The organism is Streptococcus parasanguinis (genome assembly GCF_031582885.1).
Lineage (GTDB): Bacteria > Bacillota > Bacilli > Lactobacillales > Streptococcaceae > Streptococcus > Streptococcus parasanguinis_M.
In genome coordinates this window covers 2,103,928-2,121,333 of sequence record NZ_CP133988.1, presented here as the reverse complement: position 1 = coordinate 2,121,333, position 17,406 = coordinate 2,103,928, and the positions used below count along the sequence as shown (strand labels likewise).

Sequence of the window (17,406 nt, the reverse complement as noted above, 5' to 3'; positions counted from 1 at the left end):
TCTTAATAGTCTTCGAGAATGTCGCCAATTGGATCGTTAGAAGTAGCGGCACCGCCACCTCCATTGCCACCTTTCTTAGAAAGAGTAAGGTAGATCAAGGCAAGGGCAACACCAATTGCTCCAAGAGCGATCAAAGTTAATTGGCTAACGGCTGCAAGAGCAAAACCGATGGCAAAGAATGGCCATACTTCACGGCTCGCCATCATGTTGATAACCATGGCATAACCAACGGCTACAACCATACCACCACCGATTTGCATTCCATCAGAGAGCCATTTTGGCATTTGTTCAAGAGCAGTTTTAACAGTTTCAGCAGGAATCATCAACAAGAGGGCTGCAGGAATGGCGATACGAAGACCTTGAAGAAGAAGGGCCACAAAGTGAGCGCGTTCTACACCTTTGATATCCCCTTTTCTAGCAGCAGCGTCGGCAGTGTGGACCAAACCAACGGAAAGGGTACGGACGATCATGGTCAAGAAAAGACCAGCAACTGCAAGCGGAATAGCGACACTTTGAGCGACAGCGATTCCTTTTGCACTGAAGTCTCCCCCAAGTACCATGATGATGGCAGCAGCGACAGATGCAAGAGCAGCATCGGGTGCAACTGCGGCACCAATGTTTGCCCAGCCAAGTGCAATAAATTGAAGTGAACCACCAAGCATAACGCCAGCAGTCAGGTTACCTGTTACCAAACCGATTAAGGTACAAGCAACAAGTGGTTGGTGGAATTGGAATTGGTCAAGGATACCTTCAAGACCTGCTAAGAAGGCAACAACGACCACTAATACCATAGAAATAATAGACATGTTTAAAATCCTTTCGTAAGTAATCGATTATTGAACGTTGGCTTTGTTAATTAAGTCAAACAAATCTTTCTTAGAGTCATTTGGCACTTTACGGACGTCAAATTCTACTCCAAGATCACGCATTTTTTCAAATGTAGCCACGTCATCTTTATCCATTGACAACACATTGTTAACCATGGTTTTACCAGTTGAGTGGGCCATTGAACCAACGTTCAAGGTTTTAATCGGAACACCACCTTCGATGGCGCGAAGAGCATCTTGAGGTGTTTCAAATAAGATCAAAGCATGGGTATTTCCGAAACGTGGATCTTTTGCAACGTCGATCAATTTTTGAATTGGGACAACGTTTGCTTTCACACCATTTGGTGCCGCTTGTTTGATCAATTCCTTACGGAGTTCATCTTTAGCAACAGAATCTGAAGCAACAATGATCCGGTCGGCTTTTGAATCAGGTGTCCAAGCAGTTGCGACTTGTCCATGAAGAAGACGTGTATCTAAGCGGGCAAGGTTAATCTTGAGTTTTCCATCTCCGATAACTGTTCCTTCTGGAATAGCAGCTTGGGCTACAGGAGCAGCAGCGGCTGTACTAGCTTCTTCAACAGGGTTTAATTCTTCTGGAAGGGCTTTGACACCGTCTTTTGCTTCCTTGATGATGTTTGCAGCGACTTGATCAACGCCGGCATTTGCATCCATCAAACGTTCTGTATAAGCTTGAATCAACATCGGAAGGTTTAATCCTGTGATGATCGCAAATTTACGATCTGGATTTTCTCCCATGACGCGACTTGCTTGGTTAAATGGAGAACCACTCCAAAGGTCAGCCAAAACCAAGACTTCATCTTCTGCATCAAATGCGGCAACAGCTGCATTAAATTTAGCATAGAGATCATCCGGGCCTTCACTTGGCATGAACGTAACCACTTGAACTTTCTCTTGATCTCCAAAGATCATCGAGCCGGATTGGTGGATTCCAGCTGCAAATTCACCGTGGCTAGCAATAATGATACCAATACTCATTATTGACATTCCTCCTTATAAAATTTGTTTGACTTTCAGTTTAAGAAAACTTTAAGCTACTTTATTATAAATCGTTTCCACACTTAAGTCAATTTTTCTATCAAAATCTCGATGTAAAAACATTGATTTATTATATTAAATTATCGTTAGATAGAAAAAGAATGCTCTTGAATGAATTTTGTTTATTACTTGTTGATGCTTAAAAAATCAATAATAGATATGTTTTATAGGATTTTTTTCTTAATGAAAAAATTCCGACAATCAAGCAATATTCTCAAAAACAAAAATAAATATATAACAAATTGTAAATTAGAGTGATTGAGAGCACTCAAAAAGACTAGCCCAGTTGGGCTAGTCCTGTAGGTTCAGTTGTTTAGTTTGTAAAGTCAAGTACCATACGTCCTTGAATGGTTCCGGCTTCCATTTCGTCAAAGACTTTGACAGCATCTTCTACTGGACGTTTTTGAACGACAGGGACTACCAAGCCTTCTGCACCAAATTGGAAGGCTTCTTCCAAGTCTTTACGAGTTCCTACAAGAGAACCAATGACTTGGATACCATCTAATACAGTTTTCACAATGCTGAGGTCCATCATTTCAGAAGGAAGACCAACTGCGATCACGCGGCCACCTGCACGAACAGAATCTACTGCTTGGTTGAAAGCTACTTTAGAAACAGCTGTTACGACAGCAGAGTGAGCTCCACCATTTGTTTTTTCTTTGATCAATCCTGGGACATCTTCAACTTCGCGACCGTTGATGACAAAGTCTGCACCAACTTCTTTTGCCAATTCTAGTTTATCATTGTTGATATCGACAGCGATGACATGTGCGTTGAAGACTTTCTTAGCATATTGAACAGCCAAGTTTCCAAGTCCACCAGCTCCATAGATAACGATCCATTGTCCTGGTTCAGCTTTGGCTTCTTTGATAGCTTTGTAAGTGGTAACACCTGCACACGTAATAGAAGAAGCTTGGGCTGGATCTAATCCTTCAGGTACTTTCACTGCGTAATCTGCAGTAACGATACATTGTTCAGCCATTCCTCCATCAACAGAGTAACCAGCATTTTTAACAGTCCGACAAAGAGTCTCGCGACCAGTTGTACAGTATTCACAAGTTCCACATCCTTCGAAGAACCATGCGACACTGACACGGTCACCAACTTTAAGGCTCTTAACATCTGGAGCAAGTTCTTTAACAATTCCGATTCCTTCGTGTCCAAGAACACGGCCTGGAACTTTACCGAAGTCTCCATGTGCGACGTGCAAGTCAGTGTGGCAGACACCACAGTATTCGATTTGAACAAGAGCTTCCCCTGTTTCAAGTGGTCGCATTTCTTTGTTTGCAACAATTTCAACACCAGTACCTTCTGGATTTACAACAACAGCTTTCATTTTGTTCCTCCTTAAGTGAACGAGAAGCGATTTAGCATTTTTTGAAAGCGCTTCTTTAATAACTATGTTAATAATATCACAAACTTATCTATTGAACAATAAAAAAATGGAAAAAAAGAAGGGTATTGATTAACCGATTAAGGATTTGGCGAAGAAACAGACATGAGGGGATAACTCATGTCTGTTCCTATTATAAGAATAATTGAATGAGTTGGCGCGCGACCCCGTCCTCATTATTGGTAAAATCTGTGACGGAATCCGCGTAAGGAAGTAGGACAGAGCTCGCGTTTTTCATGGCGTATCCATGACCAGCGAGAGCTAGCATGTCGGTATCGTTGTGCTCGTCTCCAAAGGCAATCAAATCTTTCTGATCCATATTGAGTTTATCCAGAAGGTAGGTCAGAGCAGATGCTTTGGTCACATTTTTGGGATTGCATTCCAGAATATTTAAGGGACCACCCCAAGTATTGATAGACAGATTGTAGTCATAATGCCGATTCATTTCATCTGCCAGAGCATATTTGTCTTCCGCTTTCGTTTGAAAGAGGATACAGTTTGGGTCGCTCGTTACCCGCTCGGGATTGAATTGATTTTCTGGTTGGAAAGCCTCAATACCGAATAATTTAGGGTCCGCAACGTGCTCATTTGGATCGGTAATAAAGAATTTATTGCGGTATTCACCTGCTATAAAGTCCGCTTGGATGGTGTCTCGGTTAGCGACCATATCTAGCAGGTATTTTTTATCTAAAGTCAAGCATTGTTCATCCGCCCATTTTTTCTCAGGTAGGTGCGTAAGGGAGCCGTTAAAATTGATCATCGGAGTATCTAGCTCTAGTTGTTTGTAGTAGGTATGTGCCATACGGTAGGGGCGGCCTGTTGTAATAATGACTTTATGGCCAAGAGCACTAATTTTTTTAATCGTATCAATGGTAAAGTCGCTCAATTTGCTTTCGGAATTTAAGAGAGTGCCGTCTAGATCTAGAGCGATCATCTTTTTATGCATATTTCAGTTCCTTTCGAGAAGAATGAGACCATTATATCAGAAAAATCGGAAAAGCGCTCAAAAATCGAGAAGAGAAGTAGGATTTCTTGAAAGGCGAAAGATCTTTTGGTAAAATAGAAATAACGTTCGCAAATTGATTGGGAGCGAGAATGATGAAAAAGGAGTTTATTCTGAAATGGATAAGTTTTTTAAACTTTCAGAACATGGAACCACTGTTCGAACAGAGGTCCTTGCTGGTTTGACAACCTTTTTTGCGATGAGTTATATCCTCTTCGTAAACCCTCAAATGTTGTCACAAACAGGTATGCCAGCTCAAGGAGTCTTCCTTGCAACGATTATTGGATCCGTTGTCGGGACCTTGATGATGGCTTTTTATGCCAATTTGCCTTATGCACAAGCACCAGGGATGGGCTTGAACGCTTTCTTTACCTTTACCGTTGTATTTGGTATGGGCTACTCATGGCAAGAGGCTTTAGGAATGGTCTTCATTTGTGGTGTGATTTCATTAATTATCACATTGACAAATGTTCGGAAGATGATCATCGAATCGATTCCGACTGCTCTTCGGTCTGCTATTTCAGCGGGGATCGGGATTTTCTTGGCCTATGTTGGGATTAAGAATGCAGGATTTTTGAAATTCACGATTGACCCTCATACCTATACAGTGGTCGGGGAAGGAGCAGATAAGGCGAATGCAACGATCTCAGCCAATGCATCTGCTGTTCCTGGATTGGTTGATTTTAACAATCCGGCTGTCCTCTTGGCTCTTGTTGGTCTTGCGATTACTATTTTCTTTGTTGTCAAAGGGATTAAGGGAGGGATTATCCTTTCTATCTTTGCAACGACTGTGCTTGGAATTCTCATCCATGTGGTTGATATCACTAAAATTGACTTTGCAAGTAACCATCTAGGAGCTGCCTTTAATGATTTAGGCACGATCTTTGGTCAAGCTTTGGGATCAAAAGGATTGGGTTCTTTGATTTCCAATACGTCTCGTTTGCCTGAGACCTTAATGGCAATTTTAGCCTTCTCCTTGACTGATATTTTTGATACAATTGGAACTTTAATCGGTACGGGTGAAAAAGTTGGGATTGTTGCGACAAATGGGGAAAACCATCAATCAGCGAAATTAGATAAGGCCCTCTATTCAGACCTTGTAGCGACTTCAGTCGGAGCCATTGCAGGAACTTCAAACGTAACGACTTATGTTGAATCTGCAGCTGGTATTGGAGCTGGTGGACGCACTGGTTTGACAGCCTTGGTTGTGGCAATCTGTTTTGCTATTTCAAGTCTCTTTAGTCCTTTGTTGGCGATTGTACCGACCGCTGCTACAGCTCCAATTTTGATTGTTGTTGGGATCATGATGTTGAGTGGCTTGAAAAATATCCATTGGGAAGATATGTCAGAAGCAGTTCCTGCCTTCTTCACCTCTATCTTTATGGGCTTCAGCTACTCGATTACACAAGGGATCGCTGCTGGATTTATCACCTATAGCTTAGTGAAAGTGGTTAAAGGAGAAGCCAAAGAAGTGCACAGCATGATTTGGATCCTAGATGTTCTCTTTATTTTAAACTACGTTAGCATGGCCTTGAATTAAGTATCAGAAAAGTGCCAAAAAGGAATGGGAGTTGTCTCCCATTCCTTTTTAGATGGATCGAGGGAATAAATCGGAGAGTTTCCTGTTTTCTTTGATTTCTTCTTCTCAAAAACAAACTTGAATCAAACAATTTCTAAAAGAAAGAGCAGATTTTTAAAAAGTTTGGTATAATAGAGAAATGATTAGTCACAATGAAACGGAGCTGATCGCTCTAGGAAAACAGCTAGGAAAACTCTTAGAAAAGCAAGACGTGATTATCTTATCAGGTGATCTAGGAGCAGGAAAAACGACCTTTACCAAAGGAATTGCAAAGGGGTTAGGGATTGATCAGATGATTAAAAGCCCGACCTATACCATTGTTCGTGAATACGAAGGTCGCTTGCCTTTATACCATTTGGATGTTTACCGGATTGGGAATGATCCAGATTCTATTGATTTAGATGATTTTCTATTTGGAGATGGGGCGACCATTATTGAATGGGGAGAGCTGATTGAGCCCAGTCTCTCGGATGCTTATCTAAAAATTTTTATCCGAAAATTAGAAGATGGGCGAGAGTTGGCTTTTGAAGCTCATGGAGCGCGTGCAGAAGCTTTACTGACATCCTTTGAGCAGGTGGAAAAAACGGATGACTAAGGAAAAGGAAGTGACAGTAGAAATTCGGCAAGCTGACAGTGCAGATGCGGCTCTTGTCGTTGTTTTCTTAAATCAAGTTGGGAAAGAGTCAGATTACATGACACTAGATGAAGCTGGAATTGGCATGTCTCCAGCAGACATGGAACAATTTCTGATGGTGCAAGAGATGGCGGAAAACCGGATTTGCCTCTTGTTATTTCTAGATCAGGAACTGGCAGCTTTGTTAAATATCACTGCAGCTTCTCAACGGTCCATTCAGCATATTGGTGATGTCTTTATTGTGGTTCAAAAAGCTTATTGGAATCAAGGACTTGGACAGATCTTGTTGGAAGAAGGAATTGAGTGGGCGCACTCGACCGGTGTTCTTAGGAAACTAGTCTTGAATGTCCAAGTGCGCAACGAACGAGCAGTTCACCTGTATAAAAAGTTAGGTTTTGAGATCGAAGGTTGCCAAGCTCGTGGAGCTTGTTCAGCTGAAGGAGAATTCTTAGATGTTTACCTTATGGGGAAACTGATAGATTAGAGAGAGATTCTATATGGTTAAAAAAATTATTTTAATGTTTTTGAGCTTATTGACGGTAACAGTGATTGGGATTGGGGCTTATGGCCTTACCATCCTAAACCAAACGACTGGGACTCTCAGTAAGACCTATAAAGGCTTTGGAAATGAGACCAATGTCATTGCAGAAAACAAGCCGATGACTATCCTTTTGATGGGGGTTGATACAGGTAGCGGTTCTCGGGAAGATCCTTGGGCCGGAAATAGTGATACCATGATTTTGGTGACTGTTAATCCTCAAACAAAAGAAACAACCATGACGAGTTTGGAAAGAGATATCCTAACCAATATTACTTCAGATGGCGAAACGGTCCAAGCAAAATTGAATTCGGCTTATGCTCAAGGTGGTGCCAAGTTAGCCATTAAGACCATTCAAGATCTTTTGAATATCCATATTGACCGCTATGTCATGATCAATATGAAGGGATTGGTTCAATTAGTGGATAAGGTTGGTGGTATCACGGTTAACAATCCATTCGACTTCGATATCTCGATCGAGGAAAATGAGCCAGAATATACGGCTAAGATCGCACCAGGACGTCAGGAGATTAATGGGGACCAAGCTCTCGTTTATTCACGCATGCGCTACCAAGACCCAGAAGGAGACTACGGACGTCAAAAACGCCAACGTGAAGTGATCAAAAAGATTGTTGAGAAAGTTTTAAGCCTCAATAGTTTGAGTCACTACAAAGGAATCATTGAGTCTGTTAGTGACAATATGCAAACCAACATAGCGCTTGACAGTAATAGCCTTCTTCAATTGCTAGGATATAAAGATGCCCTTTCAACGATTCATCAGTACCAGCTGAAAGGAGAAGATGCCACCTTAGCAGATGGCGGAAGTTATCAGATTGTCACTTCAAAACATCTCTTGAAAATTCAAAATATCATCCGCAAAGCTTTGGGACTAAAAGAAATCAAAACATTGAAAACCAATGCTTACCTATTAGATGGAGATGAAGAGTTGAAGAATGCTTCTTCTCAAAGTGATACGCCAGCGGCATCATCTGAGGAAGCACCTGTTTACCAAGAGTTTAACCAACTACCAGTTGTACCATCGACCCAGGATACGGGAGTGGTGACGCCTCAAAGTTCTGTTGCACCAGTGACACCAGTTGCTCCAGCAGCTACAGAGTCGAGCAGTGTGACACCTACGGTACCTTCAGAATAAGAAAAAAACGATTGAGTTTTCTCAATCGTTTTTATTTGGTTGCCAGATGTCTTGAATTTCTTTTAGAGAGGCTGTTGCTTGTTGACTAAATAGTTTGGTTTTGTATTGGAAATCCGTTACCAATTCTTGAAGATTGGTTTTTTGGTCTTGGATAATATCCAGATTGCGTTGGATTTTTGCTAGGTTATCTTGAATTCCCTTAACCAAATGGCTGGATTCAGTCACCTCTGTTTTGATTTCTTTGCGGTTTTTTACTAAGTGGTAGCTAATGCTAGCTCCTGTTGCAAACCAAAAGAGATTTTTGAGTTTCATATGGCCTCCTTTTTAACTGTTTTTGATGGTTTCTGCAAGAACTGCTAGTTGTTCAAAATTAGGCTCGTGTTCAGTAAATGAAATGGCAAGCTCATCTTGATCGGAATAGCGAGGGATAATGTGGACATGTGTGTGAAAAACGGTTTGTCCAGAAACTTCTTCCATGTTGCTGATGACATTCATTCCCTTAGCTTGGGTAGCAGCTTCTACTTTTTTTGCAACTTTAGAGACACGTGCAAATAGTTGAGCTGTGGCGGTTTCGTCCATCTCTAAGAGATTGCGAGCGTGTTTTTTTGGAACCACTAACGTATGACCGGGTGTAACCTGAGAGATGTCCAAAAACGCGAGGACTTCCTCGTCCTCATAGACTTTGGAGGAAGGAATGTCGCCAGCTATAATCTTACAAAAAATACAATCGTCAACCATAAATACACCTCATTTAGACTAAATTTTGTTATAATATAAGAACATTATACCAGAAATCGGAGAAAATATGTTAGAAATCAACAAGTTGACAGGGGGCTATGTCAACATCCCTGTCCTGAAAGAGGTGAGTTTTTCAGTTCCGGATGGCCAACTGATTGGTTTGATTGGACTAAATGGAGCTGGGAAGTCAACCACGATTAATGAAATTATTGGTCTCCTGCATCCTTATGCTGGGGAAGTACGGATTGACGGCTTGAGTCTTCCAGAAGCTCCAACTGACTATCGTAAAAAAATCGGCTATATTCCAGAAACCCCTAGCCTATATGAAGAATTAACCCTGAGAGAGCATATCGAGACCGTAGCTATGGCCTATGATTTAGACATGGATCAGGTCATGGTGCGCGTCCATCCTTTGTTGGAACGATTTCGTTTGGCTGAAAAATTAGATTGGTTCCCGACCCAGTTTTCAAAAGGGATGAAGCAAAAGGTCATGATTATTTGCGCCTATGCAGTGGATCCAAGTCTTTATATTGTCGATGAACCCTTTTTGGGATTGGATCCTGTTGCGATTGCAGATTTGATTCAGTTATTGGCAGATGAGAAAGCAAAAGGAAAATCGATTTTGATGAGTACTCACGTTCTGGATTCGGCTGAAAAGATGTGTGATGGTTTTGTGATCCTCCATAAGGGTCAGATCCGAGCAAAAGGGACCTTGGACGAGCTGCGTTCAACTTTTGGGGATGAGAAAGCAAGTCTAAATGATATCTACATGACCTTGACAGAAGAGGAAACAGCATGAAAGAGTTGATGAAAAAACGGCAACAAACGTTTCGAACTCAATGTGTAAAATATAGCCGCTATGTTCTCAATGATCATTTCGTCCTCTTTATGTTGATTTTTATAGGATTTTTGGCGGTTCAATACAGTCAATTCTTGCAAGATCTACCCAAAGATACAAGCCTGATCCGTTGGAGTCTCATGATTGGTTTGCTCCTCTTGGTTCCGATAGGCTCTATTGCGACCTACTTAGAGAAGCCCGATGCTTTATTCCTTTTGGTAAAGGAAGAGGAAGTGAAACGTTATATCAAAGGGCAGGCCAAGAAGTCTTTTGTGTTTTGGTTTTTGATTCAAAGTTTTGTCCTTCTATTATTTGTGCCTCTTCTTCTGGCAACGGGGCTGGATAAACTTGCTATTGTAGCTTATATCCTTGTCTTAGGGGTGGCTAAAGGGGCTGTTTTTAGCTGGAAGGAAGCGCGTTTCTACCAGGATGGAAATTTGAATTGGACCTTGGCCATTGCTCGTGAGAATGCAAGGAAACAATTGATTCTTCGTTTCTTTGCCTTGTTTACAACGGTGAAAGGCATTACCAACAGTGTTAAAAGAAGAGCTTACTTGGATGGTTTCTTAGGGCTTCTTCCCAAGACACATGGCAATACGTGGCTGCACTTATATATGCGCTCCTTCCTACGGAATGGAGATCTTTTCTCTATGACTCTACGACTCTTGGCTCTTTCTATTCTCGCTATCATCTTTATTCCCCAGCCTCTCGTAGTGATTGCCCTTGTAGCCTTGCTCAATTACTTGGTTATTTTTCAATTACTGGGGCTTTACAGTGCTTTTGATTATCAACCCTTGACCCTCCTTTTCCCGATGAAAAAGGGCAGTAAAAAGGCAGGGTTGAACAAAACGATTCAGCTGGTCATGGGGATGATAACGGTGATAGAAGGAGGAATTGGCCTGGTCTTTATTTCAGATAAAGTCCTGTTGTTAGGCCTACTGGCTTATACAGTTGCTTTAATCCTACTCTATCTTCCATTTAAGATGGCGCGCTTGGTTGACGAAAGTCGTTAAAATTAGTAAAATAGATTGGAAACTTTTTACGGAGGAAAAGATGGACTCGAATGAAAAAGAGCTAAGCCTCACCCCAATTCCTGGGAAGAGTGGGAAGGCCTACATGGGGACCTACCCAGATGGTGGGCGCGTTTTTGTAAAAATGAATACGACCCCAATCCTTGCGGGTCTAGCAAAAGAACAGATTGCTCCTCAATTGTTATGGAGTCGACGATTGCCAGATGGAAATGTGATGAGTGCCCAAGAATGGTTGAATGGGGAAATTCTCACGCCAAATGGGATGTCGAAAAAACAAGTGGTCAATATTTTAACGAGATTGCACCGTTCTAGACCTTTGATGACCCAATTGAAAAAACTTGGCTATCCTGTGGAATCTCCATTAGAATTGCTCAATTCTTGGAGCAACCGGTTGCCAATTGCCCTACGTCAGAACCACTATATCCAATCAGTCGTAAAGAATTTACGTAAGACAGTGCCTGCCTTTCGGGAGGATTATGCGACGATCGTCCACGGGGATGTCCGTCATAGTAACTGGATTGAGACAGAGAGCGGCTTGATTTATCTAGTCGATTGGGACTCTGTTCGTTTGACAGACCGGATGTTGGATGTGGCGCATATCTTGAGTCACTATATCCCAGATTCTAATTGGCGCGATTGGTTAGGCTATTATGGCTACAAGTACAATCAAAAAGTATTTGATAAACTCTATTGGTTTGGTCAATACTCTTTCTTGTGCCAAATTGCTAAATACTATGAAAATAATGATTTAGAAAATGTCAATCGCGAGATCTATGCTCTGCGCAATTTCCGGTTGAAATATGGAAAGGAAATATGAGAGTTAGAAATCGCAAGGGAGCGACTGAATTATTAGAAGCGAACCCGCAATATGTGGTCCTAAATCCAGAAGATGCCAAGGGAAAATGGCATGAAATTTTCGGGAATGACCATCCTATTCATATCGAAGTGGGTAGCGGAAAAGGGGCCTTTATTACTGGAATGGCCAAGGCCAATCCAGAGATCAACTACATCGGAATTGATATTCAAAAATCGGTCTTGAGTTATGCTTTAGATAAGGTCTTAGAAGCTGATGTTCCTAACATTAAATTGCTTTGGGTAGACGGAGATAGCTTGACCAACTATTTTGAAGATGGGGAAATTGATCAACTCTATCTGAATTTTTCAGATCCTTGGCCTAAGAAACGTCATGAGAAGCGTCGCTTGACTTACAAGACCTTCCTGGATACCTTCAAGCAAATTCTTCCAGAACATGGGGAGATTCACTTTAAAACAGATAATCGAGGTCTGTTTGAATACAGTTTAGTGAGCTTTTCACAGTATGGTATGACTTTGAAGGGAGTCTGGCTAGATCTTCATGATAGTGATTTTGAGGGGAATGTCATGACGGAATATGAGAAAAAGTTCTCAAGTAAAGGCCAGGTCATTTACCGTGTAGAAGCACAGTTTTAGCATATTCCTTGCAATCATTGGGGAATCGTGTTATAATACCTTAAATGAATAGAAAAGGAGAGGCGGGGAAATATCTTCGCCTCTTATCTATGAGGAGGTGGCAACCATCGCAACGATTGTTGACTTAGTAACAGAAGTGATTCAGCCTGCCATCCAGGAACCATTTGAATTGGTCGATGTTGAATATGGCAAAATGGGTGGTGACTACGTCTTAAGCATTTTCGTAGACAAACCAGAAGGGATCACACTGAATGATACAGCGGATTTGACAGAAATCATTAGCCCGCTATTGGATCAAATCAAACCAGACCCATTTCCAGAACAGTACTTTTTAGAAGTTACCAGTCCTGGCCTGGAGAGACCTTTGAAAACCAAGCAAGCCCTTGAGGGAGCTCTTGGTAAGTATGTAAACATAAGCTTGTACAAGGCTGTTGAAAAGCAAAAGGTCTTTGAGGGAACCTTGGTGCGTTTTGAAGAGGATGTTTTGACCATCGAGTATATGGATAAAACACGAAAGAAAACTGTAGAAATTCCTTATAACCTTGTGTCCAAAGCAAGGTTGGCTGTAAAATTGTAACAGAATGAAAGAAAGGATGCCTTTATAGTAGAGGCAAGAAAAACATGAGTAAAGAAATGCTAGAAGCCTTCCGCATTTTGGAAGAAGACAAAGGGATCAAAAAAGAAGATATCATCGAAGCCGTCACAGAATCATTGCGTTCAGCTTATCGCCGTCGTTATGGACAATCAGAAAGTGCAGCGATTGAATTCAATGAAAAAACTGGAGATTTCCGTGTTTATACGGTTCGTGAAGTGGTGGATGAAGTCTTTGATAGCCGTTTAGAAATCAGCTTGAAGGATGCCTTAGCCATTAGCTCTGCTTATGAGTTGGGGGACAAGATCAAGTTTGAAGAAGCACCAGCTGAATTTGGTCGTGTAGCAGCTCAATCTGCTAAACAAACGATCATGGAAAAAATGCGTAAGCAAACGCGCACCATCACCTATAACACTTATAAAGAACATGAAAATGAAATCATGAGTGGAACGGTGGAGCGCTTTGACAATCGATTTATCTATGTCAATCTTGGTTCAATCGAAGCACAATTGTCTAAGCAAGACCAAATTCCAGGAGAAGTCTTCCAATCCCATGACCGGATCGAAGTTTTTGTTTACAAGGTAGAAGATAACCCTCGTGGTGTCAATGTCTTTGTTAGCCGAAGCCATCCTGAAATGATCAAACGTTTGATGGAACAAGAAATTCCTGAAGTCTATGATGGAACTGTTGAGATTATGAGTGTAGCGCGTGAAGCTGGAGATCGTACAAAAGTTGCGGTTCGTAGCCATAATCCAAACGTAGATGCGATTGGGACTATCGTTGGTCGTGGTGGATCGAATATTAAAAAGATTACCAGCAAGTTCCACCCAGCTCGATACGATCAAAAATTAGACCGTATGGTTCCGACAGAAGAAAATATCGATGTCATCGAGTGGGTTCCAGATCCAGCTGAATTTATCTACAATGCGATCGCTCCTGCAGAAGTGGACCAAGTTATTTTTGATGATGAAGATAGCAAACATGCTCTCGTTGTGGTTCCAGACAACAAATTATCTCTTGCTATTGGTCGTCGTGGTCAAAACGTTCGTTTGGCGGCTCATTTGACTGGTTACCGCATCGATATCAAATCTGCAAGTGAGTTCGAAGAAATGGAAGCAGCTCAAGAAACTTTTGAAGACCAAGTAGAAAGTGGCGAAGAGCAAGTCGACTAAGTGAGGGAGGGAAAATGGTAAAAACAAGAAAAATCCCTTTAAGAAAATCTGTCGTTTCAAATGAAATTATTGATAAGCGCGATTTGCTCCGCATTGTCAAAAATAAAGAAGGACAAGTCTTTATCGATCCAACTGGCAAGGCCAATGGTCGAGGTGCTTACATCAAGCTAGACAATGAAGAAGCGGCACTTGCTAAGAAAAAGAAAGTTTTTAATCGTAGCTTTAATATGGAAGTGGAAGAAGCTTTCTATGATGAATTGATCGCTTATGTAGATCATAAGGTGAAGAGAAGAGAGTTAGGCCTTGAATAAGCAAAAGATAAGTAATTTGTTGGGCTTGGCGCAAAGAGCAGGAAAACTCATTTCTGGAGAAGAACTCGTGATCAAAGCAATCCAGGAAGAAAAAGCAAAATTAGTTTTTCTGGCAAATGATGCAGCTAGTAACCTGACAAAAAAGGTGACGGATAAGGGTCACTATTATGAGGTTCAAGTATCTACCGTGTTTTCAACACTAGAATTAAGCACTGCAATTGGACGTGCCCGTAAGGTCGTCGCTGTTGTAGATGCTGGATTTTCAAAGAAAATGAGGTCTCTTATGGAATAGAAGAGGAGGACAGCAATTGTCTAAGAAAAGATTATACGAAATTGCCAAAGAATTGGGCAAGGAAAGTAAGGAAGTCGTCACTCGTGCGAAAGAATTAGGTTTTGACGTCAAGAGTCATGCATCTAGTGTCGATACTGATGTTGCTGAAAAGTTGATCAAGAGCTTTTCAGCGAAAAAAGAAACAGTCGAAAAGAAAGTAGCAGAAGTGGCTGCCAAGACAACGGCTGTCGCAGAGAAAAAAGAAGCAGCGCCCATCAAAAAAGAAGGAGCAACTGAGACAAAATCAGTAACGTCAGCTGCTAAACCAAAGAGTCGTAACTTTAAAGCGGAACGAGAAGCGCGTGCAAAAGAGCAGGCTGAACGTAGGAAACAACAAGATAATCGTCCAAAACGTGATCGCAAAGACAATCAGCGTCATGGTGACAACCGAAATCAACGACCACAAGAGCGAAATGAACAACGAAATCAAGGTTCTGAGCGTCGCAATAACCGACCAGATCAAAGACGTGGTGAACAAGCCCAAGTAGCACCAAAAGTTGATTTCAAAGCGCGTGCAGCAGCACTGAAGGCTGAACAAAATGCTGAGTACGCACGTGGAAGTGAAGATCGCTACAAACAACAAGCTGCAAAAGCAGAACAAGAACGTCAACAGCGCCGGAAACGGGTAGAAGCACCAGAAGTGAAAGCACCTGTACAGGAGCCAGCTGTTGAGAACCATACAAAACCAGCTGTTGCTGCTGCTCCAGCTCAAGTCGATACACGTCGGAAGAAACAAGCGCGACCAGATAAGAAACGCGATGATTTTGATCGTGAAGAAGATGGTCCAAGAAAACAACAAAGGAATCGAAATAGTCAAAATCAAGTGAGAAATCAGAGAAATAGTAACTGGAATAACAATAAGAAAAATAAAAAAGGAAAGAACAACCGTAATGATGCTCCAAAACCAGTAACAGAGCGTAAATTCCATGAATTACCAAGTGAATTTGAGTATACGGATGGAATGACGGTTGCAGAAATCGCAAAACGCATCAAGCGTGAACCAGCTGAAATCGTCAAGAAACTCTTTATGATGGGAGTCATGGCGACTCAAAACCAATCGCTGGATGGAGATACGATTGAACTCTTGATGGTGGATTATGGAATTGAAGCCAAGAAAAAGGTTGAAGTGGACAATGCGGATATCGAACGTTTCTTCGTCGAAGATGGCTATTTGAATCCAGATGAGTTGGTAGAGCGTCCACCAGTTGTCACCATCATGGGACACGTTGACCACGGTAAAACTACCCTTTTGGATACCCTTCGTAATTCACGTGTAGCAACAGGTGAAGCGGGAGGAATCACCCAGCACATCGGGGCTTACCAAATCGTGGAAAATGGCAAGAAGATTACCTTCTTGGATACACCTGGACACGCGGCCTTTACTTCTATGCGGGCGCGTGGTGCATCTGTTACCGATATTACCATCTTGGTCGTAGCAGCAGATGACGGGGTGATGCCACAGACCATCGAAGCCATCAACCACTCAAAAGCTGCCAATGTTCCAATCATTGTGGCCATCAACAAGATCGATAAACCAGGAGCTAATCCAGAGCGTGTCATCGGTGAATTGGCAGAGCATGGGGTTATGTCAACTGCTTGGGGTGGCGATTCTGAGTTTGTAGAAATCTCAGCCAAGTTCAACCAAAATATCGACGAACTCTTGGAAACGGTCCTTCTTGTGGCTGAAATCCAAGAACTCAAGGCAGATCCAACTGTTCGTGCCATCGGTACTGTTATCGAAGCGCGCTTGGATAAAGGAAAAGGTGCGGTGGCAACTCTCCTTGTTCAACAAGGTACCTTGAATGTTCAAGACCCAATCGTTGTCGGAAATACCTTTGGACGTGTCCGTGCCATGACCAATGACCTTGGACGTCGTGTGAAGGTGGCAGGACCATCTACTCCGGTTTCTATCACTGGTTTGAACGAAGCGCCAATGGCGGGTGACCACTTCGCGGTTTATGAAGATGAAAAATCAGCGCGTGCAGCGGGTGAAGAACGTGCCAAACGTGCTCTGATGAAACAACGTCAAGCAACCAACCGCGTCAGCCTTGAAAATCTCTTTGATACCTTGAAGGCTGGGGAAGTGAAATCTGTTAATGTCATCATTAAAGCCGATGTACAAGGTTCGGTTGAAGCTCTTTCTGCTTCCCTTCAAAAGATTGAAGTAGAAGGTGTGAAAGTGACCATCGTTCACTCAGCAGTTGGTGCGATCAACGAATCAGACGTGACCCTTGCAGAAGCTTCAAATGCCTTCATCATCGGATTTAACGTCCGTCCTACTCCACAAGCACGTCAACAAGCTGAAGCTGACGAGGTGGAAATCCGTCTTCACTCAATTATCTACAAAGTGATTGAAGAAATGGAAGATGCTATGAAGGGAATGTTGGATCCTGAGTTCGAAGAGAAAGTCATCGGGGAAGCAGTTATTCGTGAAACCTTTAAGGTCTCTAAAGTGGGTACCATCGGTGGATTTATGGTCCTCAGTGGTAAGGTTACTCGTGATTCCAAAGTCCGTGTCATTCGTGACGGTGTCGTGATTTATGACGGTGCTCTTGCAAGCTTGAAACACTTCAAAGATGATGTCAAGGAGATCACAAATGGTCGTGAAGGTGGATTGATGATTGAAGGTTACAATGATATCAAGACAGATGATACCATCGAAGCCTACATCATGGAAGAAATTAAAAAATAAGATGCTGACTAGGAAAAAAGAGGGTTTTCCTCTGATTTCCTAGTTTTTAAACACAGAGCAGAAAGGAGT

18 protein-coding genes and 2 pseudogenes are annotated in these 17,406 nt (G+C 42.1%); 14 read left to right on the top strand and 6 right to left on the bottom strand.

Annotation, left to right across the window (positions count from 1 at the left end):
- Positions 1-2: 2 nt before the first annotated feature.
- The 4 genes from RDV49_RS10295 to RDV49_RS10280 form a co-directional block, all read right to left on the bottom strand.
- Complete coding sequence (locus RDV49_RS10295) at positions 3-806, bottom strand: PTS mannose/fructose/sorbose transporter subunit IIC (RefSeq protein ID WP_003010434.1); 804 nt, start codon at positions 804-806, stop codon at positions 3-5.
- 27 nt (positions 807-833) lie between these two features.
- Positions 834-1,823: a PTS sugar transporter subunit IIB gene (locus RDV49_RS10290; RefSeq protein ID WP_003010431.1), complete on the bottom strand. Its 990-nt coding sequence runs from the start codon at positions 1,821-1,823 to the stop codon at positions 834-836.
- A 373-nt stretch (positions 1,824-2,196) separates the two neighbouring features.
- A complete protein-coding gene (gene adhP / locus RDV49_RS10285) occupies positions 2,197-3,219 on the bottom strand; it encodes an alcohol dehydrogenase AdhP (protein WP_129270625.1) in 1,023 nt (340 codons plus the stop codon).
- A gap of 190 nt (positions 3,220-3,409) precedes the next feature.
- Positions 3,410-4,222: a Cof-type HAD-IIB family hydrolase gene (locus RDV49_RS10280; protein ID WP_003010425.1), complete on the bottom strand. Its 813-nt coding sequence runs from the start codon at positions 4,220-4,222 to the stop codon at positions 3,410-3,412.
- A gap of 175 nt (positions 4,223-4,397) precedes the next feature.
- Here RDV49_RS10280 and RDV49_RS10275 point away from each other — a divergent pair, with 175 nt between their 5' ends.
- The 4 genes from RDV49_RS10275 (at position 4,398) to lytR (ending at position 8,183) form a co-directional block, all read left to right on the top strand.
- Positions 4,398-5,819, top strand: a complete 1,422-nt coding sequence (locus tag RDV49_RS10275; RefSeq protein ID WP_037608316.1) for an NCS2 family permease — start codon at positions 4,398-4,400, stop codon at positions 5,817-5,819.
- A 178-nt stretch (positions 5,820-5,997) separates the two neighbouring features.
- Positions 5,998-6,453: a tRNA (adenosine(37)-N6)-threonylcarbamoyltransferase complex ATPase subunit type 1 TsaE gene (gene tsaE, locus RDV49_RS10270; RefSeq protein WP_003010422.1), complete on the top strand. Its 456-nt coding sequence runs from the start codon at positions 5,998-6,000 to the stop codon at positions 6,451-6,453.
- A complete protein-coding gene (locus RDV49_RS10265; RefSeq protein ID WP_003010420.1) occupies positions 6,446-6,976 on the top strand; it encodes a GNAT family N-acetyltransferase in 531 nt (176 codons plus the stop codon). The genes tsaE and RDV49_RS10265 overlap by 8 nt, the downstream gene beginning before the upstream one ends.
- 13 nt (positions 6,977-6,989) lie before the next feature.
- Complete coding sequence (gene lytR / locus RDV49_RS10260) at positions 6,990-8,183, top strand: glycopolymer--peptidoglycan transferase LytR (protein WP_003010418.1); 1,194 nt, start codon at positions 6,990-6,992, stop codon at positions 8,181-8,183.
- Positions 8,184-8,204: 21 nt separating this feature from the next.
- Here lytR and RDV49_RS10255 read toward each other — a convergent pair whose 3' ends face one another.
- Positions 8,205-8,495: a hypothetical protein gene (locus tag RDV49_RS10255; RefSeq protein ID WP_003010416.1), complete on the bottom strand. Its 291-nt coding sequence runs from the start codon at positions 8,493-8,495 to the stop codon at positions 8,205-8,207.
- A 12-nt stretch (positions 8,496-8,507) separates the two neighbouring features.
- Positions 8,508-8,921: an HIT family protein gene (locus tag RDV49_RS10250; protein ID WP_003010414.1), complete on the bottom strand. Its 414-nt coding sequence runs from the start codon at positions 8,919-8,921 to the stop codon at positions 8,508-8,510.
- 67 nt (positions 8,922-8,988) lie between these two features.
- On the opposite strand from RDV49_RS10250, the gene RDV49_RS10245 reads away from it, so the two are divergent.
- From RDV49_RS10245 to infB, 10 genes and pseudogenes are all read left to right on the top strand, one after another.
- The gene (locus RDV49_RS10245; protein WP_003010412.1) at positions 8,989-9,720 is read left to right on the top strand and encodes an ABC transporter ATP-binding protein; all 732 of its coding nucleotides are present in this window, start codon (positions 8,989-8,991) and stop codon (positions 9,718-9,720) included.
- Complete coding sequence (locus tag RDV49_RS10240; protein WP_003010409.1) at positions 9,717-10,772, top strand: ABC transporter permease; 1,056 nt, start codon at positions 9,717-9,719, stop codon at positions 10,770-10,772. Before RDV49_RS10245 ends, RDV49_RS10240 begins: the two co-directional genes overlap by 4 nt.
- Before the next feature lie 40 nt (positions 10,773-10,812).
- Positions 10,813-11,607: a cell cycle regulator CcrZ gene (gene ccrZ, locus RDV49_RS10235; protein WP_003003852.1), complete on the top strand. Its 795-nt coding sequence runs from the start codon at positions 10,813-10,815 to the stop codon at positions 11,605-11,607.
- A complete protein-coding gene (trmB, locus tag RDV49_RS10230; protein ID WP_003010406.1) occupies positions 11,604-12,239 on the top strand; it encodes a tRNA (guanosine(46)-N7)-methyltransferase TrmB in 636 nt (211 codons plus the stop codon). Before ccrZ ends, trmB begins: the two co-directional genes overlap by 4 nt.
- Positions 12,240-12,336: 97 nt before the next feature.
- The gene (rimP, locus tag RDV49_RS10225) at positions 12,337-12,816 is read left to right on the top strand and encodes a ribosome maturation factor RimP (RefSeq protein WP_003010404.1); all 480 of its coding nucleotides are present in this window, start codon (positions 12,337-12,339) and stop codon (positions 12,814-12,816) included.
- Between the two features lie 44 nt (positions 12,817-12,860).
- The gene (gene nusA / locus RDV49_RS10220) at positions 12,861-14,003 is read left to right on the top strand and encodes a transcription termination factor NusA (protein WP_003010402.1); all 1,143 of its coding nucleotides are present in this window, start codon (positions 12,861-12,863) and stop codon (positions 14,001-14,003) included.
- A gap of 14 nt (positions 14,004-14,017) precedes the next feature.
- Positions 14,018-14,314, top strand: coding sequence for an RNase P modulator RnpM (gene rnpM / locus RDV49_RS10215; protein WP_003010401.1), 297 nt, complete (start codon positions 14,018-14,020; stop codon positions 14,312-14,314).
- On the top strand, positions 14,307-14,606 hold the full coding sequence (locus RDV49_RS10210; RefSeq protein ID WP_003010399.1) for a YlxQ-related RNA-binding protein: 300 nt from the start codon (positions 14,307-14,309) through the stop codon (positions 14,604-14,606). Before rnpM ends, RDV49_RS10210 begins: the two co-directional genes overlap by 8 nt.
- Positions 14,607-14,622: 16 nt before the next feature.
- A pseudogene (locus RDV49_RS10435) lies at positions 14,623-14,746 on the top strand (translation initiation factor IF-2 N-terminal domain-containing protein); the annotation flags it as partial.
- Positions 14,747-14,910: 164 nt separating this feature from the next.
- Positions 14,911-17,337: pseudogene (gene infB, locus RDV49_RS10205) on the top strand (translation initiation factor IF-2); the annotation flags it as partial.
- Positions 17,338-17,406: the final 69 nt, after the last annotated feature.